The sequence below is a fragment of the Zobellella taiwanensis genome (assembly GCF_003012795.1).
GTDB classification, from domain to species: domain Bacteria; phylum Pseudomonadota; class Gammaproteobacteria; order Enterobacterales; family Aeromonadaceae; genus Oceanimonas; species Oceanimonas taiwanensis.
In genome coordinates this window covers 22,196-44,368 of sequence record NZ_PXYH01000006.1, presented here as the reverse complement: position 1 = coordinate 44,368, position 22,173 = coordinate 22,196, and the positions used below count along the sequence as shown (strand labels likewise).

General features: G+C 61.8%; 21 protein-coding genes and 4 tRNA genes. 6 read left to right on the top strand and 19 right to left on the bottom strand.

The window, feature by feature from the left end:
* Positions 1 to 2: 2 nt before the first annotated feature.
* Genes C7I36_RS05900 through pilM form a run of 4 tightly spaced genes read right to left on the bottom strand, consistent with a single transcriptional unit; the run spans position 3 to position 2,696 of the window.
* Complete coding sequence (locus C7I36_RS05900) at positions 3 to 518, bottom strand: pilus assembly protein PilP (protein WP_106452796.1); 516 nt, start codon at positions 516 to 518, stop codon at positions 3 to 5.
* Positions 515 to 1,099: a type IV pilus inner membrane component PilO gene (locus C7I36_RS05895; protein ID WP_106452795.1), complete on the bottom strand. Its 585-nt coding sequence runs from the start codon at positions 1,097 to 1,099 to the stop codon at positions 515 to 517. The genes C7I36_RS05900 and C7I36_RS05895 overlap by 4 nt, the downstream gene beginning before the upstream one ends.
* Complete coding sequence (locus C7I36_RS05890; RefSeq protein ID WP_106452794.1) at positions 1,096 to 1,650, bottom strand: PilN domain-containing protein; 555 nt, start codon at positions 1,648 to 1,650, stop codon at positions 1,096 to 1,098. The genes C7I36_RS05895 and C7I36_RS05890 overlap by 4 nt, the downstream gene beginning before the upstream one ends.
* Positions 1,638 to 2,696 (bottom strand): type IV pilus assembly protein PilM, encoded by a 1,059-nt coding sequence (gene pilM / locus C7I36_RS05885; RefSeq protein WP_181256301.1) that lies wholly within the window; start codon positions 2,694 to 2,696, stop codon positions 1,638 to 1,640. Before pilM ends, C7I36_RS05890 begins: the two co-directional genes overlap by 13 nt.
* A gap of 164 nt (positions 2,697 to 2,860) precedes the next feature.
* On the opposite strand from pilM, the gene C7I36_RS17920 reads away from it, so the two are divergent.
* Positions 2,861 to 5,170, top strand: a complete 2,310-nt coding sequence (locus C7I36_RS17920; RefSeq protein ID WP_342749482.1) for a penicillin-binding protein 1A — start codon at positions 2,861 to 2,863, stop codon at positions 5,168 to 5,170.
* A gap of 88 nt (positions 5,171 to 5,258) precedes the next feature.
* On the opposite strand, the gene oxyR is transcribed toward C7I36_RS17920, so the two are convergent.
* From oxyR to dusA, 4 genes are all read right to left on the bottom strand, one after another.
* On the bottom strand, positions 5,259 to 6,152 hold the full coding sequence (oxyR, locus tag C7I36_RS05875) for a DNA-binding transcriptional regulator OxyR (RefSeq protein WP_106452793.1): 894 nt from the start codon (positions 6,150 to 6,152) through the stop codon (positions 5,259 to 5,261).
* 104 nt (positions 6,153 to 6,256) lie between these two features.
* Complete coding sequence (locus tag C7I36_RS05870) at positions 6,257 to 6,985, bottom strand: glutathione peroxidase (RefSeq protein WP_106452792.1); 729 nt, start codon at positions 6,983 to 6,985, stop codon at positions 6,257 to 6,259.
* A 123-nt stretch (positions 6,986 to 7,108) separates the two neighbouring features.
* Positions 7,109 to 7,348, bottom strand: a complete 240-nt coding sequence (locus C7I36_RS05865) for an HP1242/YdcH family protein (protein ID WP_106452791.1) — start codon at positions 7,346 to 7,348, stop codon at positions 7,109 to 7,111.
* A gap of 32 nt (positions 7,349 to 7,380) precedes the next feature.
* Positions 7,381 to 8,373: a tRNA dihydrouridine(20/20a) synthase DusA gene (gene dusA / locus C7I36_RS05860; protein ID WP_219899601.1), complete on the bottom strand. Its 993-nt coding sequence runs from the start codon at positions 8,371 to 8,373 to the stop codon at positions 7,381 to 7,383.
* A 406-nt stretch (positions 8,374 to 8,779) separates the two neighbouring features.
* Between dusA and zur the strand changes: the two genes are divergently transcribed.
* The 3 genes from zur to C7I36_RS05840 are packed head-to-tail and all read left to right on the top strand — an operon-like array spanning position 8,780 to position 10,417.
* Positions 8,780 to 9,232, top strand: a complete 453-nt coding sequence (gene zur, locus C7I36_RS05850) for a zinc uptake transcriptional repressor Zur (protein ID WP_106452788.1) — start codon at positions 8,780 to 8,782, stop codon at positions 9,230 to 9,232.
* A 35-nt stretch (positions 9,233 to 9,267) separates the two neighbouring features.
* Positions 9,268 to 9,507, top strand: a complete 240-nt coding sequence (locus C7I36_RS05845; RefSeq protein WP_106452787.1) for a hypothetical protein — start codon at positions 9,268 to 9,270, stop codon at positions 9,505 to 9,507.
* Positions 9,508 to 9,538: 31 nt separating this feature from the next.
* A complete protein-coding gene (locus tag C7I36_RS05840) occupies positions 9,539 to 10,417 on the top strand; it encodes a bile acid:sodium symporter family protein (protein ID WP_106452786.1) in 879 nt (292 codons plus the stop codon).
* Positions 10,418 to 10,486: 69 nt separating this feature from the next.
* Here the strand turns inward: C7I36_RS05840 and alr are convergent, their stop codons facing one another.
* Together alr and dnaB are read right to left on the bottom strand one after the other, a co-directional pair.
* Positions 10,487 to 11,578 carry an alanine racemase gene (alr, locus tag C7I36_RS05835; RefSeq protein ID WP_106452785.1) on the bottom strand — a complete coding sequence of 364 codons (1,092 nt, stop codon included), beginning with the start codon at positions 11,576 to 11,578 and terminating at the stop codon, positions 10,487 to 10,489.
* Positions 11,579 to 11,587: 9 nt separating this feature from the next.
* The gene (gene dnaB, locus C7I36_RS05830) at positions 11,588 to 12,982 is read right to left on the bottom strand and encodes a replicative DNA helicase (protein ID WP_106452784.1); all 1,395 of its coding nucleotides are present in this window, start codon (positions 12,980 to 12,982) and stop codon (positions 11,588 to 11,590) included.
* Positions 12,983 to 13,097: 115 nt separating this feature from the next.
* On the opposite strand from dnaB, the gene C7I36_RS05825 reads away from it, so the two are divergent.
* Both C7I36_RS05825 and C7I36_RS05820 read left to right on the top strand, forming a co-directional pair.
* Positions 13,098 to 13,973 (top strand): phospholipase A, encoded by an 876-nt coding sequence (locus C7I36_RS05825; protein WP_106452783.1) that lies wholly within the window; start codon positions 13,098 to 13,100, stop codon positions 13,971 to 13,973.
* 100 nt (positions 13,974 to 14,073) lie between these two features.
* The gene (locus tag C7I36_RS05820) at positions 14,074 to 14,919 is read left to right on the top strand and encodes a Tim44 domain-containing protein (RefSeq protein ID WP_106452782.1); all 846 of its coding nucleotides are present in this window, start codon (positions 14,074 to 14,076) and stop codon (positions 14,917 to 14,919) included.
* A 222-nt stretch (positions 14,920 to 15,141) separates the two neighbouring features.
* Here the strand turns inward: C7I36_RS05820 and C7I36_RS05815 are convergent, their stop codons facing one another.
* The 9 genes from C7I36_RS05815 to alaS all read right to left on the bottom strand — a co-directional run bounded on the left by C7I36_RS05815 (position 15,142) and on the right by alaS (position 22,151).
* Entirely contained in the window at positions 15,142 to 16,272 is a 1,131-nt protein-coding gene (locus C7I36_RS05815; RefSeq protein ID WP_106452781.1) for a sodium ion-translocating decarboxylase subunit beta, read from the bottom strand.
* Between the two features lie 9 nt (positions 16,273 to 16,281).
* Positions 16,282 to 18,069, bottom strand: a complete 1,788-nt coding sequence (gene oadA / locus C7I36_RS05810; protein ID WP_106452780.1) for a sodium-extruding oxaloacetate decarboxylase subunit alpha — start codon at positions 18,067 to 18,069, stop codon at positions 16,282 to 16,284.
* A gap of 55 nt (positions 18,070 to 18,124) precedes the next feature.
* Positions 18,125 to 18,373 carry an OadG family protein gene (locus C7I36_RS05805; protein ID WP_106452779.1) on the bottom strand — a complete coding sequence of 83 codons (249 nt, stop codon included), beginning with the start codon at positions 18,371 to 18,373 and terminating at the stop codon, positions 18,125 to 18,127.
* Between the two features lie 271 nt (positions 18,374 to 18,644).
* Positions 18,645 to 18,721, bottom strand: a tRNA-Arg gene (locus C7I36_RS05800).
* Between the two features lie 24 nt (positions 18,722 to 18,745).
* Positions 18,746 to 18,822, bottom strand: a tRNA-Arg gene (locus tag C7I36_RS05795).
* Between the two features lie 28 nt (positions 18,823 to 18,850).
* Positions 18,851 to 18,927, bottom strand: a tRNA-Arg gene (locus tag C7I36_RS05790).
* A gap of 5 nt (positions 18,928 to 18,932) precedes the next feature.
* Positions 18,933 to 19,025 (bottom strand) — tRNA-Ser (locus tag C7I36_RS05785).
* A 133-nt stretch (positions 19,026 to 19,158) separates the two neighbouring features.
* Positions 19,159 to 19,350, bottom strand: a complete 192-nt coding sequence (gene csrA, locus C7I36_RS05780; RefSeq protein WP_106452778.1) for a carbon storage regulator CsrA — start codon at positions 19,348 to 19,350, stop codon at positions 19,159 to 19,161.
* A gap of 176 nt (positions 19,351 to 19,526) precedes the next feature.
* A complete protein-coding gene (alaS, locus tag C7I36_RS05775; RefSeq protein ID WP_106452777.1) occupies positions 19,527 to 22,151 on the bottom strand; it encodes an alanine--tRNA ligase in 2,625 nt (874 codons plus the stop codon).
* Positions 22,152 to 22,173: the final 22 nt, after the last annotated feature.

The window sequence follows — 22,173 nt, the reverse complement described above, 5'->3', positions numbered from 1 at the left end:
TATTATTGTGTGGTGGCCAGTTCCAGGGTGGTTTCCCGCTGTTCCCAGCAGCCCTTGCCATCGGCCAGGTATTCCCGCAACACCAGGGCGTCGGGCCCAATACGGAGCACCTCCCCCTGGTTTAGCCCCAGCCGGTCCCCCACCCCGATACTGTGGGTCACCCCATCCTGGGCACGGACCAGCGCCCGAATTCCGCGCTCGTCGGCCAGGGTACCGCGCAGCGACAGGTTGTCGAGCGAGTAGCGTTCGAGCGGCTCCCGCGGCCGCTGCGGATCCGGCTGAACGCAGTCGGCCTGGGTCGGGGCCGACGGGCGGGCCATTTCCGGCACCGGCTCGACAAAGGGGCTGCGCTCGGCACCGGGCCGGTAGGGCTCGGGCACATAGTCGTTGACCTCTGGCATGGGATCCGGCGGGCTGGCGGGCCTGGCTTTTACCTCGGCCACATACTGGCCGAGATCGCTGTTGTCCATGCAGGCCGTCAGCAACAGCAGCAGGCCCATCGCCGCCCACCGCCTCATCGCGCCTCCTGTTCGTTGTATTTGTAGGTGCGCGCCAGCATGCTCATGCTCAACCGGCCTCCCCCGGCCCGCGACAGACTGAAGCTGTCGATGATCACAATGCGCGGCAGCGCCGCCACATCGGCCACGAACCGCCCGAGCTGATGATAGTCGCCGGTGACGATGATGCGCATGGGCAGTTCGGTAGAGAACTCGCTCGGGCGCTCCGGCTCCCAGTTGATCCGCTCCAGCCGCAGGCCGTTGTCGGTGGCGATGAAACTGATGTCGTCGAGCAGGCCGGCGATTTCCAGGTTGTCGGGCAACTTGCGCAGCTCGGTTTCCAGTCGGGCCTGCAGTTCCATCAACTGTTGTTCGTAAGCGGGCAGGGCCGCCGCCTGCCGGGCCTTTTCCTCAAACGCCGATTTGAGCCGAATTTCCTGTTCCCGGGAGCGATCGAGCTGTGCCAGGCTGTCCCGGATAAAGAAATAGCCCACCAGCCCGGCCAGGGCCAGGCACAGCACGCCTATGGCCGCCGCCTTGGCGCCGGCGGGCCACTGGCCGACATTGTCGAAGTCGAGTTCATTGACCTGCTGCCAGTTCATGGTTGGCCTCCCGGTGTGCGTATCCTCACCTGCATGGCAAACTGGCTGAGGCTGATGGGCTGGCTGTCGCTGGCGAAAATCGAGCTCAATCGCGGCTCACTCAGCCAGGGCGTGGCTTCCATGGCCCGGATCATGCTCGCCACCCTGGGATAGGCCTCGGTCTTGCCATTCAGCTCAAGCCGGTCACCGGCCACGCTGACCTCGCTGAGGTAGACCCCGGGCGGCACCAGTGCCGGCATCTGGTTGAACAGCCGCACCGAGAAATTGCGCCGCTGCTGAAAACCGTCGATCAGCCGCATGCGCTCGATCAACTGGGCCCGCTGCTCCTTGATCAGCCGGATGTCGCCCAGCACCTGATCAAGGCGGACGGTCTCGGTCTGCAGGAACTGGTTGCGCTCCTGCTGATGGGCGATCAGCCGGTGGATCCACAGGTTGATCGCCAGCATCAACGCCAGGGTCAGCGCGGCGGCTCCCGCCAGCAACAGCAGAAACTGCCTTTTCTGCCGGGCCCGCAAGCCCTCCCGCCAGGGCAGCAGATTTATGTTGGACATGGGGTAAAGCTCCTGAGGGCAAGGCCGAGGGCCGTCAGGTAGGCGGCACCGTCGGGAAAAGGACCGGCCCTGCCCTCGAACAGGCGATCCAGCCTGGGCTGCAGCACGGGAACGCTCAGCTCCTGCTCCAGGATAGGGGCCAGCTCCGGCACCTGGCTGCCACCACCGCTGAGGAAAATGGCCGCCGGCGGCTTGTTGCCGGAGCTGCTGCAAAACAGCTGAATATTGCGGCGAATATGCTGAAGGATAGCGGTGATATGCTGCTGCTCGACATCGTGGCGCAAGGCCTCGGGCAGGGTATTGCCCACTTTGGCCTGCTCTACCTGCTCTTCCGGCATATCGGTCAGTTTGCACAGCTCGCGGGTAAACTGGGCGCCACCGAAGTTCTGCAACCGGCTGTGGATGACTTCCCCTTCCTCCAGCACCGCGAAACTCAGGCATTCGGCACCAATGTCCACCACCCCCAGCAGGCTGCTGTGGGCCTGTTCCGCCGCCACCAGGGCATTGACCGCCCGGGCCAGGGCATGCACACCGATATCCACCACCCGGGTGGTCCAGCCGGCCTCCTGTAAGGCCGCCAGCCGGGTGCTGATGCTTTCGGTACGGGCCGCGCTGAGCAGGATGCTTTCCCGCTCCGGATGGCTCGGGCTGACGCCAAGGCTTTCATAGTCGAGACTGATTTCCTCAAGGGGAAAGGGAATGTGCTGCTCCGCCTCGATCAACACCTGGTTTTCGAGCTCTTCCGCCGACAGGCTGCGCGGCACCAGGATCACCTTGGTGGTCACGCTGCTGCCGGTCACGGCGGTGGCTACCTCGCCATAGCGGCTGTTCAGCTGGCGACGCAACTGGCGGAGCGCCACCACTACCTGGGCTACGTCCTGCAGCTGATGATCGACGATACTGCCCCTGGGCGTGGGCACGCTGGCCATGGCCTCGAGCTGGTAGTGGCCTGGCCGCCCCTTGAGCGCCACCGCCTTGATACTGCTGGCGCCGAAGTCCACCCCCACCATCCAGCGCACATCCTTTTTACCGAAGAGGCTCCGCATAGGCATCCATGTCTGTATTTTTATGAGTCCCTGTAAGGATAGACGGACTCAAGCTGGCTGAGGCAAATCCCGTCCGATAAAAACAAAGCACTCGAACATGGTTGCCGACACAGGATATACTTGCCCGCTATTGGTCAAAAAATGATTTATCGGGTTCTCACTTCATGCTCAAATGGCTGGTTCGCCTGTTATCCTTTGTCCTGTTCCTCGGTATTTGCGGCCTGGTGGCCGTGTTTGTGCTGTATCAGCAGATCCGCGCGGAATTACCGGACGTATCCACCCTCAAGGAAGTTCGCCTGGAAATCCCCATGCGCGTCTTCAGCCAGGACGGCGAACTCATCTCCCAGTACGGCGAGCAGCGGCGCAATCCCGTCACCATAGACGCCATGCCGCCGCTGTTGATCGATGCCTTCCTTGCCACCGAGGATGCCCGCTTCTACGAGCACCCGGGCATAGATCCCATCGGCATTACCCGGGCCGCCATCATCTGGATCAGCACGGGAGAAAAACGCCAGGGTGCCAGCACCATCACCCAGCAGGTGGCACGCAACTTCTTCCTCAGCCGGGAAAAAACGGTCACCCGTAAAATCAAGGAAATTTTCCTGGCGCTGCATATCGAAACCCTGCTGAGCAAGGATGAAATTCTTGAGCTTTACCTCAACAAAATCCCCCTGGGCCACCGCTCCCATGGGGTGGCCGCCGCCGCCCAGGTGTATTACGGCAAAGAGCTGGCCGAGCTGACCCTGGCGGAAATGGCGATGATCGCCGGCCTGCCCCAGGCACCCTCAGTCCTCAACCCTATCAGCAATCCGCGCCGGGCGGGCGAACGCCGGGCCATAGTGCTGGGCCGCATGCTGGAAACCGGCAAGATTAACCGCAGCCAGTACGACGAAGCCATGGCCGCTCCGGTGGCCGCCCGCTACCACGGCGCCGAAATCACCCTCAACGCCCCCTATCTGGCGGAAATGGCCCACCAGTTCGCCCTGTCGCTCTACGGCGATGAGGCCTATACCCGCGGACTCAACATCTATACCACGGTGCAGGCGAACGAACAGCATGCCGCCAACCAGGCGCTGATCAATGGCCTGCTTGCCTATGACCTGCGTCACGGCTACCGGGGAGCCGTGGCCAGCCTGTGGCAAGGCGCCCCGGCCTGGGACGGACAGCGCATCCGCGAGCATCTGGACGAGCAACCCCGCTACTGGCCGCTGGAGCCAGCCGTGGTCACCGCCGTGGCCGAACGCAGCGCCACCGTGATCATCCGTGACCGGGGCGAGGCCGAGCTCGACTGGGACGGCCTGAAATGGGCCCGGCGCTACATTGCCGACAATCGCCAGGGCAACGCGCCGCGCCGCGCCGCCGACATTCTCAAGCCCGGCGAGCAAATCTGGGTTCGGCCTCAGGGAGAAGGCTGGATGCTCGGCCAGTTGCCGGGAATCAACGGCGCCCTGGTGGCCCTCGAACCCGCCAGCGGTGCCGTCACCGCCCTGGTGGGCGGCTTCAACTTTACCCTCAACAAGTTCAACCGGGCCGAACAGGCGGCGCGGCAGATGGGATCCAACATCAAGCCCTTCATCTACTCCGCCGCCCTGGATCACGGCTTTACCCTGGCCAGCATGGTCAACGACGCCCCCATCAACCACTGGGACGCGGGCAGCGGCAACGCCTGGAAACCGCGCAACTCTCCCAATGTCTATGATGGCCCCATTCGGGTACGCGAGGCCCTGGCCCGCTCCAAAAACGTGGTGTCCATCCGCCTGCTGCGCGATACCGGCATCGCCAACGCCATGCAACGGCTGAATCAGTTCGGTTTCAATACCGCCGATATCCCGGCCACCGAGAGCCTGGCCCTGGGGTCGCCCTCGGCCACGCCGCTGCAAATGGCCACCGGCTACGCCGCCTTTGCCAATGGCGGCCACAGGGGTTACCCCCTATGTGGTGGCACGCATCGAGGATACCCAGGGGCAACTGCTGTACCAGGCTCAGCCGGTGCGGGAGCGGGCCGTCAGCGAGGAAAACGCCTTCCTCATCACCGAAGCCCTGAGTTCCGCCATCTGGGGCGGCGCGAGCGACGGACGGCGCTGGAACGGCACCGGCTGGCGCGCCGGCCGGGCCCTGGAGCGCAAGGACATCGCCGGCAAAACGGGCACAACCAACGACTCCCGCGATGCCTGGTTTTCCGGTTTCAGCCCCGACCGGGTGGCCACCGCCTGGGTTGGCTTCGACGACTTCGGGCGGCCCCTGGGCCGTACCGCCCACAACCCCAACCTGGGGCCCGAGCAGGTGGCGGGCGGCGAATTCGGTGGCAGCACCGCCTTGCCTATCTGGAGCGAGTACATGAAGGCGGCCCTGGCTCCCTTCCCGGTGCGGGAACGAGCGGTACCGCCCGGGATCGTCAGTGTCAGTATCGACAGCGGCAGCGGCCTGCGCGCCAGCAACGGCGGCATCGGCGAGTATTTCGTGGAAGGCACTGAGCCCAGCCGCTACGGCCGGCCGGGTTCAACGTCCCAGTTTGGCGGCACCAGCATTACCGACGAGCTGTTCTGATGCCGGGGCCTGGCGCTATAACAGGTTCCGCACCAGTTCGCCGATGACCTTGGCCATTTCATTGAAACAGGGCCGGCGCACCGAGTGCAGCCGATACAGCAGGGCGATGTTGCGGCTGGGTTCGGGATCCGTCACCGACAAGTATTTTACGCCCAGCTCGCCATTGTGGCGGCTGACCGCCAGGCGCGGGATCAGGGTCAGCCCCGAGCCCGCCGCCACCATGTTGCGCAGGGTTTCCAGGCTGGTGGCCTGGAAATGGCTGTCTTCGCCAATTCCGGCCGCAAAACAAAACCCCATGGCCTGCTCCCGCAGGCAGTGGCCGTCTTCCAGCATCAGCAATTTTTCGCCCTTCAACTCGCCCAGGGCAATGCTGCCCCGGCCGGCCCAGGGATGATCCGCCGGCAGGGCCAGCAGCATGGGTTCATCGTACAGGGGCAGGGCACCGAAGTTGTCCATGTTGTCGAGCCGGGCCAGGATCAGGCAGTCCAGCTCCCCATCCGCCAGTTGCTTGAGCAAGACCTGGGTCTGGGCTTCATAGAGATAAATGTGCAACTCGGGAAAATGCTGCTTGAGCGCGGGAATAATGTAGGGTAACAAATAGGGCCCGACCGTTGGGATCAAGCCGATATGCAGCTCGCCGGACATGGGTTCGGTAAAGGTTCGGGCTATGTCCCGCAACTCCTTGGTCGCCGCCAGCACCCGCCGGGCCTGGGCGGTAATGGCCTCCCCCGCCGGGGTAAACAGGACCCGGCGCGAGGTCCGCTCCATCAGCAACACGCCGAGCTCCTCCTCCAGCTTGCGCAACTGGCCGCTGAGCGTGGGCTGGCTGACAAAACATTTTTCCGCCGCCTTGCGAAAGTGGCGCTCTTCGGCCAGCGCCACCAGATATTCAAGATCCCGTAAATTCACCTGTGTACCCCAACGCGGATTGTTGCATCCAATAGTCCCCCATCCGGCCAAAAATAGAAAGGCCGGGTACCGGCTCCCCGGCACCCGGCCCGCCACCGGCTTAATTAGGCCAGGTATTGCGCCAGCTCGTCGCTGCCGCCGATATGGCGGCCGTCGATGAAGATCTGCGGCACCGTTGCGCGCCCGGACACCGCCTTGAGACTGATACTGGTGGCGTCCTGGCCGATCACCACTTCCTCAAAGCGCATCCCCTGGTCGAGCAACATCTGCTTGGCCCGGGCACAGTAGGGGCAACCGGGTTTGCTGAAGACGGTGATGGCGGAAGGCTTGGCCGCTTCGGGGTTGATATAGGCCAGCATGGTATCCGCATCGGAAACCTCAAAGGGGTCACCGGGCTTGTTGGGCTCGATGAACATCTTCTCGATGATGCCATCCTTTACCAGCATGGAATAACGCCAGGAGCGTTTGCCAAAGCCGAGATCCTGCTTGTCGACCAGCATGCCCATGCCGTCGGTGAATTCGCCGTTGCCGTCCGGGATCACACGGATGTGCTCCGCTTCCTGATCGGCCAGCCAGGCATTCATCACAAAGGTATCGTTAACGCTGACGCAGACGATATCGTCAACCCCGTTCTCGAACAGCACCGGTGCCAGCTCGTTGTAGCGCGGCAAATGGGTAGAGGAACAGGTAGGGGTAAAGGCCCCCGGCAGGGAAAACACCACCACCGTCTTGCCCTTGAAAATCTGGTCCGTGGTCACATCGACCCACTGTTCACCCTGGCGGGTACGAAAGGTCACTTGGGGGACGGCTTGTCCTTCTTTGCTGTTCAACATCATGCTTCTCCTGAGGGCTACTGGTGGACTCAGTATGCCCCCATTGAAGAGCTTGTTGAACCTGTTTGTACAAATCCCGTTGATTGATAAAAACTATCAATAACGGGTCAGGAAAAGGTTTCGCTAGCCCTGGCCGTTGAGCAAACGCCGGTAGATCCGGTCTTTCAGCTGCAGGCGCAGCATCTTGAGCTGCTCGAAGTCTTCATCGGAAATGGGCATGTTGCGGGACTCCAGCCCGGCAATCTGATGATCCAGCTTGTGATATTCGTTCGCCATGCGGGCAAACTCCTCGTCCTGCTGTTTAAGCAGCAGGATTTTATCGGCGTATTCCGGAAACTCTATGTTCAGGGCATGCTGGCTCATGGGATGGCTCCTTCAGGTCGCTGAAAGTTGCCTTAACTATAGTCGAGCTCCGGCTCGGGCACCCGGGCCATGGCCGCCTCCACCACTTCAACCCCGGCTCCCCGCTTGTGGGCATTTTCGCTCAGGTGCCGCCGCCAGGCCCGGGCTCCGGGCAGTCCCTGGAAAATCCCCAGGGTATGGCGGGTAATGTTGCCCAGGTAAGTACCGGCGGCGAGTTCCCGCTCGATATAGGGCAACAACTCGCGGATCACCTGGTGGCGGCTCGGCGCCGACCGGAGATCTCCGAACAGCTCGGCGTCCACCTGCGCCAGCAGATAGGGATTTTGATAGACTTCGCGGCCCAGCATGACGCCATCCACCCACTGCAGATGGCTGCGAGCCTCCGCCAGGGTCTTGATCCCGCCGTTGATGGCGATGGTCAGGCCGGGATAATCCTGCTTAAGACGGTACACTCGATCGTAATCGAGCGGCGGAATCTCACGGTTTTCACGCGGACTCAGCCCCTTCAGCCAGGCCTTGCGGGCATGCACGATAAGGGCGTCCACCCCAGCCTCCACCAGGGCATCGACCAGGGTACGGAGAAAATCGTAACTGTCCTGATCATCGATACCAATACGGGTTTTAACCGTCACCGGTATCGCCACCTCGGCCTTCATTGCCGCTACCCCGGCCGCCACCCGCTGCGGCTCGGCCATCAGGCAGGCGCCGAACAGGCCGTTTTGTACCCGATCCGAGGGACAGCCCACATTGAGGTTGATTTCGTCATATCCCCGCTGCTCGGCCAGCACGGCGCAACGGGCCAGGGCCGCCGGATCGCTGCCGCCCAGCTGCAGTACCAGGGGATGCTCCTCGGGGCTGAACGCCAGGTAATCGCCCTTGCCGTGCAGTATGGCGCCGGTGGTGACCATCTCGGTATAGAGCTGGGCATGGCGGCTCATTAGCCGGTGGAAATAGCGGCAGTGGCGGTCGGTCCAGTCGAGCATAGGGGCAACAGAAAACCGGCCAGAGCTGAAACCGCCAGCCATAGCGGCTTCGCTCTGGTTTTTCCTTGAATTTGAATCTCTTACAATCTCGGTCATTGGGCATTGTTCTCAGGCATTGTTCGGGCTACGGCATCTCACTGAGTATCCCGCGCACATGGGATGGCCGATGGAGGAAGCATGGCCAGCTTTACAGTGGAGAAGCACAAAACGGCGGCGGGCGTCATACGCTACCGCTGCATAGTGAGCGTCAAAAAAGACAAGGCGATAGTGTATCAGGAGTCCGGCAGCTTCGGGAAATTGACCACCGCCCGCCCCGGGCAAGGCGATGGTCGGGTCACGGGGTTCCCCTGGCCCGAGAGGGATGCCAAAGACTCGACCTTGATCCGAGGAAGCGGGATCAGGCTGTGTTAAGATGCCCGTCAGTAGCCATTGAGGATGATCTTCTTTTATGTCGATTCAACATCAGCTTGAGCGAGCCGAACGGCTATGCGAACAGCGCGGTGTCCGCTTTACTCCCACCCGTCGCCACGTGTTTACCCTGATGGCCGAACACAAGGGGGCGGTCAGCGCCTACGACCTGCTGGACCGGCTGCGCGAGCTGGAACCCAACGCCAAACCTCCCACCGTATACCGGGCGCTGGATTTTCTGCTGTCCCAGGGATTTGTACACAAGGTGGAATCCCTCAACGCCTTCCTGTTTTGCGACCACTTCGCCGAACACCACCCGATGCAGCTGCTGATTTGCAACCATTGCGGCCTGGTGATCGAATTGCATGACGAGGCGATCAACCAGGCTTTCAATCTTCAGGCGGAGCGGCACGGTTTTGGCATTACCAGCCAGTCGATCGAGGCCCATGGCCAATGTCGCCAGTGCCGCGCGGAAAAAAACACGGGCGACTGATATAGTTAAGCCCATGCCGGACCAACGGAGGCGGTATGGGCACCTTGCTGAAATGGCTGTTATTGGCACTGCTCGGCGTACTGCTGCTGAGCGATATCCGACTCGATACGTCCCTGTATCGCTATGCCGACAACCGGCTGGAAATCGCCTTTCCCCGCTGGCAACCCGATTCTCCCTGGCTGTACCTGCTGTGGATCCCGGGCCAGGGGGTGTTTTCCTGTTGTCAGGCGGCCAAAACTGACCTGGATCAGCCAGCCGAAATACCTCTATGGTAGTATTCCGTTTTATTTATCCCGGACGACCGCCATGGCCGATATGCTGACCACCCTGTTTCTGCCCCTGATGCTGGCCTTGATGACGCTGGTGATGGGCATGACCCTGGAGCCCCGCCACTTTACCCGCCTGTTGCGTATGCCGACTCCGCTGTTGCTGGGGCTGGGAATGCAGTGGCTGTTGCTACCGTTGCTGGCCTGGCTGCTGATCTGGGCGCTGGCGCTGCCGCCCCTTGTCGCCGCCGCCGTCATCCTGGTGGCCGCCGCCCCCGGCGGAGCCACCTCCAACATGTTCAGCTTCCTGGCCGAGGGCGACACCGCCCTGTCGGTCAGCCTGACCGCTTTCGTCGGCCTGCTGGCGCCGTTCTGGATGCCGCTGGCGGTGGCCACCCAGCTGCACTGGCTGGGCCAGGGCGGCACCGAACTGGCCCTGCCCCTGGGCAGTACCATGGTGCAACTGACACTGATTTGCATACTGCCGGTGCTGGTCGGCATGGCCATTCGGGGGCGGTACCGCCGCTGGGTCGAGTGCCACCAGCCAAGGCTGAAGCAGGGGGTGAGCTTCTTGTTCATGCTGGTGCTGCTGGCGCTGGTCGCGCGCAACCTCAAGCAACTGCCCTCCCTGTTCAGCACCGCCGCCCTGGCCATGCTGCTGCTGTGCAGCCTGGCCCTGGCCTGCGGCTACCTGGTGGCCCGCCTGGCCCGGTGTCCGGAGGCGAGCTCCCGCAGCCTGGCCTTCGAGGTAGGCATCCAGAACGGCGCCACCGCCATCCTGGTGGCCTACACCCAGCTCGGCTCGGACGCCCTGGCGATGCTGGCCCTGCTTTACGGCATCCTGATGAACATCCCCGCCCTGGCGTTGCTGGCCTGGTTCCGCCGCCGGGAGCAGGAAACGGTGCTGAACGTACGCTAAAAACAAGGCCGGCCCCTTGCGGGACCGGCCTGCTTGACGGCGCGAAAACCTTGGCAGCCTGGCTGCCTCTTACTCGCCGATATATTCCAGCCTGGGCCGGGCGGTCATGCGGGTGACCAGTTCGTAGGCGATGGTGCCTACATGGCGGGCCACCTCTTCCGCCGCCAGGCCCTGGCCCCACAGCAGCACTTCGTCGCCTAACTTGTCGGTGGCGTCCGGCCCCAGATCGATGGTGGCCATGTCCATGGACACCCGGCCCGCCAGGGGCACCCGCCGGCCGTTCACCAGCACCGGGGTGCCGGGAGGCGCCATACGCGGGTAGCCGTCGCCGTAGCCCACCGCTATCACCCCGATGCGGGTATCCCTGGGGCTTACCCAGGAGCCGGCATAGCCCACCGGCTCGCCGGCCTTGTGCTCGCGCACCGCGATCAGGGTGGTGGTGAAGTCCATCGCCGGGCGCAGGCCGATGTCGCTGCCCTGCTGGTCGCCGAAGGGGGTAATGCCGTACAGCATGATGCCCGGGCGGATATAGTCGGCATGGGCCTCGGGAAAGGCGATAACGCCGGCGGAATTGCACAGGGCGGTGGCCTTCACCCGGCCCTTGGTCACCTGCTGGAAGCGGGCGATCTGGGCCTCGGTCACGGCCCGCTGCTCCGGCTCATCGGCCCGGGCGAAGTGGGTCATGGCGTTGACCGGCTGCAGCACGGCGGCCACCCGAGCCAGGCGGGCGAATACCTCGTCGGCCTGCTCGGGGGCGAAGCCCACCCGGTGCATGCCCGAGTCGATCTTCACCCAGACGGTGACCGGCCTGGCCAGGGGCGTGCGCTCCAAGGCTTCGAGCTGGGCGAACTGGTGAATGCAGATGTGAAAGTCGTGCCGGGCCGCATATTCCAGCTGGGCGACGTTGAAAAAACCTTCCAGCAGCAGTATCGGCTGGCGGATGCCGCCGGCCCGCAACTTTTGCGCTTCCTCGAAGCGGGCCACCGCGAACAGCTCGGCCTCGTCCTTGAGGGCGGCGGCCACCGTCAGGTCGCCATGGCCGTAGGCATTGGCCTTGACCACGGCGATGGCCCTGGCACCCGGGGCCAGCTGTTTGGCTACCCGCAGGTTGTGCCTGACCGCCTCCAGATTGATGCGGGCCACAGCCCCTCTTGCATCCATCTTTGCTCCTTAATAATCATCATCGAAATCCGGTCCGGCGTAGTTGTCGAAGCGGGAAAACTGCCCCTGGAACGTCAGCCGCACCTTGCCTATGGGTCCGTTACGCTGCTTGCCGATGATGATTTCCGCGATGCCCTTGTCCGGGCTGTCGTCGTGGTAGACCTCGTCCCGGTAGATAAACATGATAAGGTCGGCGTCCTGCTCGATGGAGCCCGATTCCCGCAGATCCGAGTTCACCGGCCGCTTGTCGGCGCGCTGCTCCAGGCTCCGGTTGAGCTGGGACAGGGCCACCACCGGCACCTGCAGCTCCTTGGCCAGGGCCTTGAGCGAGCGGGAGATCTCGGCGATTTCGAGGGTCCGGTTGTCGGACAGGCTGGGTACCGTCATCAATTGCAGGTAGTCCACCATGATCATGCTGATGCCGCCGTGCTCGCGCGCCACGCGCCGGGCGCGGGAACGGACTTCGGTCGGCGTCAGGCCGGAAGAGTCGTCGATATAGAGCTGCCCTTTTTCCAGCAGCATGCCCATGGTCGAGGACAATCTGGCCCAGTCTTCATCATCCAGCTGCCCGGTGCGTATGCGGGTCTGATCGATACGCCCCAGGGAGGCAAGCATCCGCATAATAATCTGCTCCGAAGGCATCTCCAAGGAGAAAATGAGTACAGGTTTGTCGTTTGTCAGTGCAGCATGCTCACAAAGATTCATCGCAAAAGTGGTTTTACCCATAGAGGGTCTAGCCGCCACTATAATCAGGTCCGAAGACTGCAGTCCGGCAGTTTTTTTATCTAGATCCGTGTATCCGGTGGACACCCCGGTAATGCCCTGGTGGGGATTCTTGAACAGATCTTCTATGCGATCTATGGTCTTTTCGAGCAGCACCCTGAGCGGCTGGGGCCCGTCGTTGGCGCTGGTGCGGCTCTCGGCGATCTTGAACACCTTGGTCTCGGCCAGGTCCAGCAAATCGGCGGAGCTGCGCCCCTGGGGATCGAAGCCGGCCTCGGCGATCTCGTTGGCCACCGAGATCATCTCCCGCACCACGGCCCGCTCGCGCACTATGTCCGCATAGGCACCGATGTTAGCGGCGCTGGGGGTGTTTTTGGCGATCTCCACCAGGTAGGAGAAGCCGCCCACCGTTTCCAGCGCCTCGTGCCGCTCCAGCTCTTCCTGCACCGTGATCAGGTCGATGGGATTGCCGGCCTGGCTCAGCCGCTGCATGGCCTGGAAGATCAGCCGGTGCGGCCGGCTGTAGAAATCCGGCTCCGATACCTTCTCCGCCACCCGATCCCAGGCATTGTTGTCCAGCAGCAGGCCGCCCAGCACGGATTGTTCCGCTTCGAAGGAGTGGGGCGGCATCTTGAGCTGGGCCACGGCCTTGTCGGTCTTGGCGGCGGTCTTTTCGGTCATCGGTTGTCTCTCGGTTTTGCCAAAAGGCCATTATCGGGATTTTGTCCGGCCACTGAAAGTCCCATTCTTGCCCTCCGGTAGGTAGAATGGCGCCTCCACACCCGGAGGATGAACCATGAAGAAGGCCCTATCCCTTGTCCTGTTGCTGCCGTTGACCGCGATAGCCGCCCCCCAGACCGGCACCACCGGCGACGGGACCCCGGTTGCCGCCGCCACCGACAGCCGCGAGCTGCGCCAGGGATTCAAGCTGCTGGCCCACAAACGCAACTACCTGTTACCACTGACCTACAACGCCTCGCTGAACCAGGACCGCTGGCAAGCGCTGCAACCCAACGCCGACCAGGATAAAAAGGAAGTGAAGTTTCAGTTCAGCATCAAGCTCGGGCTGGTGGACAACCTGTTCGGCGACAACGGCGATCTCTACTTCGGCTATACCCAGCAATCATTGTGGCAGGCCTATAACCAGGACGCGTCCTCCCCTTTCCGGGAAACCAACTATCAGCCCGAATTTTTTATAGAGTTCGAAAACGACACCCGCTTGCTGGGCTGGACCAACATCAGCAATACCTTCGGCGTGGAGCACCAGTCCAACGGCCGCTCCGACCCCCTGTCCCGTTCCTGGAACCGGGTGTATGCCGAAACCGAATGGGAGCAGGGCGACTGGCGGCTGCTGGCCCGTCCGTTCTGGCGCATTCCGGAAAACAGCGCCGACGACGACAATCCGGATATCCACCACTATATGGGACACCTGGATTTGACCGCCATCTATCGCCATCAGGATCATGAATTCACCCTGATCGGCAGAGGCAATCCGGAATATGGCCACTTCGGCGGCCAGCTTGACTGGAGCTTTCCCATCGGGCTGGACAAAGTGCGCGGCTATGTTCAGCTCTATCACGGCTATGGCGAAAGCCTGGTGGACTACGACCACAAGGTCAATCGTGTGGGCTTTGGCTTCCTGCTGTTCGGCCACCAGAAACGCTTTCCCTGAACGTTCCAGCCGCGGCCCGCTGCTGGACGCTTAATCACCAGTTGACATAACATGTCCCTGCTTTAGGATGTTGCTTGTCTGTAACCCAAGGAAACCCCGTATGCGCAAACTTCTTGCTCTTTTTACCCTGATTTTCGCGGTCGGTCTCGGCACCACCGCCTTTGATGCCGAGGCCCGTAAAATGGGCGGCGGCAGCCGTTCGGTCGGCAAATCCTACCAAACCGCACCCAGCCAGCCAGCCCAGCAAAACGTCAACCGCAACAACACCGGCCAGACCCAGCAGCAACCCAAGAAGTCGGGGCTGATGGGCGGCCTGCTCGGTGGCCTGCTCGCCGGCGGCCTGTTTGCCTACCTGCTCGGCTCAGGCGCCTTCGAAGGCTTCCAATTCATGGACTTCCTGCTGATTGCCGGTCTGGCCTTTGGCGCCGTCATGTTGTTCCGCGCGCTGCGTGGCAACAAGGCCACCCAGCGCCAGCCCGCCTATAACGGCCCCCAGCAGTTCGAAGCTCCGCGTCCTGCGCCCCAGGCTTCCGCAGGCACCGGTTTTGGCGCCAGCGAGGTACCCTTCAATCTGCCCCCGGGATTTGATCTGCAGGCCTTTTTGCAAGGCTCGCGCGAGCACTACCGTACCCTGCAGGACGCCTGGAACGGGAACGATCTGGAAAAAATGCGCGAATACCTGTCACCCGAGTTGTTTGCCGAGCTGAGCCGTGAGCGCGCCGCGCTCAACGGCGCTCAGCACACCGAGGTGATGTTTGTGGACGCCGAGCTGGTTCGTGCCGACCACACCTCCTACCAGGCCCAGGTCAGCCTCAAGTTCAGCGGCCGCTACCGCGACAGTCAGGAAGGCGTAGAGCAGGATATCCGCGAGGTCTGGCACCTGGAGCGGGATCTCACCCAACCCAACGCGCCCTGGCTGATTGTCGGCCTGGAAGACCTGGCCTGAGCCTCTCCCTGAACACGCAAGGGCTGCCATCGGCAGCCCTTTTTTGTGGGCCTAATGACGGCCCGGCGGCGCGCAGCCGCAGCGGAGACTTGAGTGCCTTGCGGCGCGAATGCAGACAAGCCGCCTGCGCTCCACTTGAACCATGCCCTTGTCCCGTCCCGAGCCACACAATAAAAAGGCGCCCGCGGGCGCCTTGTATCTGATTAAAGCTCAGTCTTCTGCTCAGCCTACCAGGGCCAGCAGCACACCGGCCGCCACCGCCGAGCCCAGCACGCCGGCCACGTTGGGGCCCATGGCATGCATCAGCAGGAAGTTCTGGTTGTTGGCTTCCAGGCCGACCTTGTTCACCACCCGGGCCGCCATGGGGACCGCCGACACCCCGGCCGCGCCGATCAACGGGTTGACCTTGCCGCCGGACAGCTTGCACATCAGCTTGGCCATCAGCACACCGCCGGCGGTACCGATGGCAAAGGCCACTGCGCCCAGCGCCAGTATGCCCAGGGTATCCAGGGTCAGGAACATCTCTGCCGACAGCTTGGAGCCCACTGCCAGTCCGAGGAAGATGGTGACGATGTTGATCAGCTCGTTCTGGGCGGTTTTCGACAGCCGGTCCACCACCCCGGACTCCTTCATCAGGTTACCCAGGCAGAACATGCCAATCAGGGGTGCCGCCGATGGCAGGAAAAGGATGGTCAGGGTCAGCACCATCAGCGGGAACAGCACTTTCTCCCGTTTGCTCACATGGCGCAACTGGTCCATCTTGATGGCCCGCTCTTCCTTGGTGGTCAGCAGCTTCATAATCGGCGGCTGGATAATGGGCACCAGCGCCATATAGGAATAGGCCGCCACCGCAATGGCCCCCAGCAGATCCGGCGCCAGTTTGGACGCCAGGAAGATGGCGGTCGGGCCGTCCGCCCCCCCTATGATGGCGATGGCCGAGGCATCCGCCAGGGTGAAATTGAAGCCGGGCAGGAAGTTCAGGGCAATGGCGCCAAACAGGGTGGCGAAAATGCCGAACTGGGCCGCCGCCCCCAGCAACAGGGTCTTGGGATTGGCGATCAGGGCCCCAAAGTCGGTCATGGCGCCGACGCCCATGAAAATCAACAACGGAAAGACGCCGCTGCCGATCCCGACTTCATAGACGTAATACAACAGGCCGCCGGGGTCGGCCATGCCCGCATTGGGAATATTGGCCAACACGCCGCCAAAGCCGATGGGCAACAACAACAGGGGCTCAAAGCCCCTGGCGATGGCGAGATAGATAAGGCCGAGACCCACCGCTATCATCACCAGCTGTTTCCAGTGGAAGTTGGCCAGGCCGGTTTCCTGCCACAGTGTCAGTAAAGACTCCATGTCCGCTCCTTAAGCCAGGCTGACCAGGGGATCGCCGACGGCAACGGCGTCTCCTTCCTTGACCATGACATCGGCCACCAGGCCGGCACGGGCGGCACGTACCTCGGTTTCCATCTTCATGGCTTCCAGGATCACCAGTACGTCACCCGCGGCAACCTGGCTGCCTTTCCTGGCCACCACCTTGAAGATATTGCCCGCCAACGGCGCTGCCACTGCCTCTCCAGCTCCTGCCGGGGCAGCAGGTGCGGGTGCGGCAACCGGCGCCGCACTACCCTCGCGTACGGCACTGATGCTGCCGGCCGGACCCACTTCCACTTCGAACAGCTGGCCGTCGACCTTGACCGCATACACCTCGGGCGCGCTATCGGTGGCCTTGGCAGCTGCCGGGGCGGCAACCGGCTCGGGCTCGCTGCCCGGCGCCGGTTCGAAGGCGGCGGGATTGTCGCGGTTACGGATAAACTTGAGGCCGATTTGCGGGAACAGGGCATAGGTCAGCACATCGTCCACCTCGTCGGCAGCGACCCGCAGTTTTTCCTCTTTGGCCAGTCCCAGGAATTCGGTGGTCAGCCTGTCGAGTTCGTCGCTCAGCAGATCCGCCGGACGGCAGGTGATGGGATCGGCGCCATCCAGCACCCTCTTTTGCAGTTCGGCATTGACCGCCGCCGGCGCGGCGCCGTATTCGCCCTTGAGCACACCGGCGGTTTCCTTGGTGATGCTCTTGTAGCGTTCGCCGGTAAGCACGTTGATCACCGCCTGAGTGCCCACGATCTGGGAAGTCGGCGTCACCAGGGGGATAAAGCCCAGGTCCTCGCGCACCCGCGGTATTTCCTTGAGTACTTCGTCCATCTTGTCGGCCGCACCCTGCTCCTTGAGCTGGCTCTCCATGTTGGTGAGCATGCCGCCGGGCACCTGGGCCAGCAGGATGCGGGAGTCCACGCCCTTGAGGCTGCCTTCAAACCTGGCGTACTTTTTACGCACATCCCGGAAGTAAGCCGCGATTTCTTCCAGCTTGACCAGATCCAGACCGGTATCCCGATCTGTGCCTTCCACCATGGCCACCAGAGTCTCGGTGGGCGAGTGGCCGTAGGTCATGCTCATGGAAGAGATGGCGGTGTCCAGCATGTCGATGCCGGCGTCGATGGCCTTCATATGGGTCGGCAGGCTCAGGCCGGTGGTGGCATGGCAGTGCAGCGCCAGGGGCAGCTTGACCGCCGCCTTGATGTTCTTGATCAGCTTTTCGGCCTCATAGGGCTTGAGCAGGCCCGACATGTCCTTGATGCAGATGGAGTGACAGCCCATGTCCTCCAGTTTTTTCGCCATGTCGACCCACATCTCCAGGGTATGCACCGGCGAGGTCGTGTAGGAGATGGTGCCCTGAGCGTGGCCATCTACCGCCACAGTCGCCTTGATGGCGGTTTCCAGGTTGCGTACATCGTTCATGGCGTCGAAGATGCGGAACACGTCCATGCCGTTGGTGCGCGCCCGCTCGACAAACTTGTACACCAGGTCGTCGGCATAGTGGCGATAGCCCAGCAGGTTCTGACCACGCAGCAGCATTTGCTGTTTGGTCTTGGGCATGGCCTTTTTCAGGGCGCGCAGGCGCTCCCAGGGATCTTCGCCCAGGTAGCGGATGCAGGCGTCGAAGGTAGCACCGCCCCAGGTTTCCAGGGACCAGTAGCCGATATCGTCCAGCTTGGCGGCTATCGGCAACATGTCTTCCAGGCGCAGGCGAGTGGCCAGGATGGATTGGTGGGCATCACGCAGCACCACGTCGGTGATGGCAAGAGGTTTGGTCATATGACGAAGCTCCGTTTTAAGTTCCGTTTTCAGTTAGTCCATGTCTGAGCCGGGCTCAGTACTTGTTATTGTTTTTGTATTGCTTGATGGCTGCGCCGATGGCCGCCATCTTTTGCGGGCTCAGGCCCGGGGCGGATGACGCCGGCACAGCCACCTTAGGGGCCGGAGCGGCTTCCGCCGCCAGCCGAGACATCACGGTGATCGCCAGTATGGCAAGGGAAAGAAAAGCGAACACGAATGCCATGCCGAGTCCCATCAGGGATGCGGCCTCAAGCAGTTGTTCAGAAACGTTATTCATCAGCATGCTCCTTGCTGTCTACTATCCGGCCAAGAGAATACCCAGCTTGGGGCCGCCTTGGCAATGTTGCCGATTCAAATTTGTTGTAAATATTACAAAAAAAGTGTGAGCCAGAGCGAATTTTCCACATTTAAAGCCATCAAATAAGAATAATTATTCAACATAAAGAATATAAATGTGGTTTGCATACAAAAATACAACAACTGGGTAAAACAGTGCGGGAACTTGCGAAACGCAGAAAAGCAAAAAGCCGGTACGAGACCGGCTTTTTGTAAAATGGCGCATCCGGGAGGATTCGAACCTCCGACCGCTCGGTTCGTAGCCGAGTACTCTATCCAGCTGAGCTACGGATGCAAATTTTTGGTTTCAGGATTTAGATGGCGCATCCGGGAGGATTCGAACCTCCGACCGCTCGGTTCGTAGCCGAGTACTCTATCCAGCTGAGCTACGGATGCTTATCTAAAAAAACTGTGTTGTACAATATGGCGCATCCGGGAGGATTCGAACCTCCGACCGCTCGGTTCGTAGCCGAGTACTCTATCCAGCTGAGCTACGGATGCGTAAATGGCGGTGAAGGAGGGATTCGAACCCTCGATGCGGGTATAAGCCGCATACTCCCTTAGCAGGGGAGCGCCTTCAGCCTCTCGGCCACCTCACCGTGTTTGCGGGGCGTATATTACTGTCCGGCGAAAATAAGTCAAACACTTTTTCCAATCCGTTTTTTGTTCGAACAGTCTTTAAACACAATGAGTTAAAAGCACCCAGACCGAACAAAAAACGCCCCCAATGCCTTAGTACTGACCTTCCTGCTCGGAGCCCTTCTCGGCCTGTATACGCATGTAAATTTCTTCACGATGCACGGAAACCTCTTTCGGGGCATTGACGCCGATACGTACCTGGTTGCCCTTGACGCCCAGCACGGTCACGGTTACTTCATCACCAATCATCAGGGTTTCCCCTACGCGACGAGTCAAAATCAGCATATGAATGCTCCTGTTAACAAGATGTATTAGTAAAAAATGTTATTCATTATCCGATAAAGGCGCCGAAAAACCTAGCCTTCCCTTGGCATGAGATGGGGTAAGCAAAGAGAAAAATCAAGAGGCCTGTCATCGACAGGCCTCTTTGGTTCACTTCGGCTCTCCCCTGGCGGATAAAATTATAGCCGCTCGACCAGCCAGGGGGTAACGGACGCCAGCGCCGCCGGCAGCCGGGCAGGCTCGGTTCCGCCGGCCTGGGCCATGTCGGGACGGCCACCGCCCTTGCCACCCACCTGTTGAGCCACCAGGTTGACCAGTTCGCCGGCCTTGACCTTGTCGGTAAGATCCTGGGTGACCCCGGCGATCAGACTGACCTTGTCGTCAGCCACGGTCGCCAGCACCACCACACCGGACTGCAGGCGGGCCTTGAGATCGTCCAGGGAGCCGCGCAGGGACTTGGCATCCACACCCTCCAGCTTGGCCACCAGCACCTTGGTGCCGTTAACGTCAATCACCTGTTCCAGCAGGGAAGCCCCGGCCTGGGCGGTCAGCTTTGCCTTAAGCTGCTCGATTTCCTTTTCCAGCTGGCGGCTGCGATCCAGCACCTGACGCACCTTGGCAGTGACCGAGAACAGATCTCCCTTGACCAGGCTGGCCGCCTGGGAGATCTCGTGATCCAGCTGGTGCAGGTAGGCCAGGGCCGCATCGCCAGTTACTGCCTCAATACGACGCACACCGGCGGCAATGCCGCTTTCGGACAGGATCTTGAACAGGCCGATATCACCGGTGCGGCGCACATGGGTGCCACCACACAGCTCCACGGAAGCATCGCCCATGGTCACGACCCGCACTTCGTCGTCGTATTTTTCGCCAAACAGGGCCATGGCGCCGGCCTGCTTGGCAGCGTCCAGTTCCATCAGTTCGGTGGACACCGCGTGGTTGGCGCGGATATCCCGGTTGACCCTGTCTTCCACTTCGCGAATTTCCTGGGCACTCATCGCTTCCAGGTGGGAAAAGTCGAAGCGCAGCCGGTCCGGCCCCACCAGAGAGCCTTTCTGGGTCACGTGCTCACCCAGCAGCTTGCGCAGGCTGGCATGCAACAGGTGGGTGACGGAATGGTTGAGGGCAGTGGCCTGGCGGCGCTGGCCATCGACCGCGGCGGTTACGGTTTCGTCCACCTCCAGCGTGCCCAGCTCCAGATAGCCCAGATGCAGTATGCCGTTGCCGGCTTTCTGGGTGTCCTTGACCACGAACAGGCCGTCGTCCATTTTGATCACGCCCGCATCGCCCACCTGGCCGCCGGACTCGGCGTAGAAGGGGGTGGTATCCAGCACCACGGCACCCTCTTCACCGGCGATCAGCGCCGGTACCGGTTCACCGTCCTTGAACAGGGCGGTTACCCGGGCCGGCTGGGCCAGGTGCTCGTAACCGGTAAAGGCGGTGCAGCCGTCGACCTTGATCGCCTTTGAGTAATCGACGCCGAAATTGGAGGCTTCCTTGGCGCGCTCCCGCTGCTGCTGCATCAGGGCTTCAAAACCGGCCTCGTCGATACTGATATCCCGGTCCCGTAACACATCGGCGGTGAGATCCGCCGGGAAACCGTAGGTATCGTAAAGTTTGAACACCACTTCGCCGGGCAACACCTTGCCTTCGCCCAGTTCACCGATAGCGTCTTCCAGCAGTTGCAGCCCCCGGTCCAGGGTGCGGGCAAACTGCGCCTCTTCCAGCCGCAACACTTTTTCAATCACCGGACGCTGGCTGTTCAGCTCGGGATAGGCATCGCCCATCTGCTCGCACAGGGCCCCTACCAGGGTATAGAAAAACGCCTGCTCGGCACCCAGCTTGCGGCCGTGACGCACGGCGCGGCGGATGATGCGACGCAGCACATAGCCCCGGCCCTCGTTGGACGGCATGACGCCGTCGGCGATCAGGAAGGAACAGGAGCGGATATGATCGGCTATCACCCGCAGGGACTTGTTGTCCAGATCCCGGGTGCCAACGGCCCCGGCGGCGGCCTTGATCAAGGCCTGGAACAGGTCGATCTCGTAGTTGGAGTGCACCCCCTGCAATATGGTGGCAATCCGCTCAAGGCCCATGCCGGTATCCACCGACGGCTTGGGCAGTGGCTCCATGGTGCCGTCCGCATGGCGGTTGAACTGCATGAACACCAGGTTCCAGATCTCGATGTAGCGGTCGCCGTCCTCCTCCGGGCTGCCGGGAGGGCCGCCCCAGATCTCGGGGCCGTGATCGTAGAAGATCTCGGTGCAGGGACCGCAGGGGCCAGTGTCTCCCATGGTCCAGAAGTTGTCGGAGGCGTACTGCGCCCCCTTGTTGTCGCCGATGCGCACGATACGCTCGGTCGGTACGCCGATTTCCTTGGCCCAGATATCGAAGGCCTCGTCATCGGTGGCATAGACGGTCACCCAGAGCTTGTCCTTGGGCAGCTTGACCACACCGGTGAGGAACTCCCAGGCAAAGCGGATGGCATCCTGTTTGAAATAGTCGCCAAAACTGAAGTTGCCCAGCATTTCAAAAAAGGTGTGGTGACGGGCGGTATAGCCCACGTTTTCCAGGTCATTGTGTTTGCCGCCGGCGCGCACACAGCGCTGGGAACTCACCGCCCTGTTGTAGGCCCGCTGCTCAAGGCCCAGGAACAGGTCCTTGAACTGGTTCATGCCGGCGTTGGTGAACAGCAAGGTGGGGTCGTTGTGGGGCACCAGCGAGCTGGATGCCACCACCTGGTGGCCCTGCTGGCGAAAATACTCGAGGAACGCGGTGCGCAACTCGGATGTGGTCATCTGCATGGATAATCCTGTCAAATTGGGG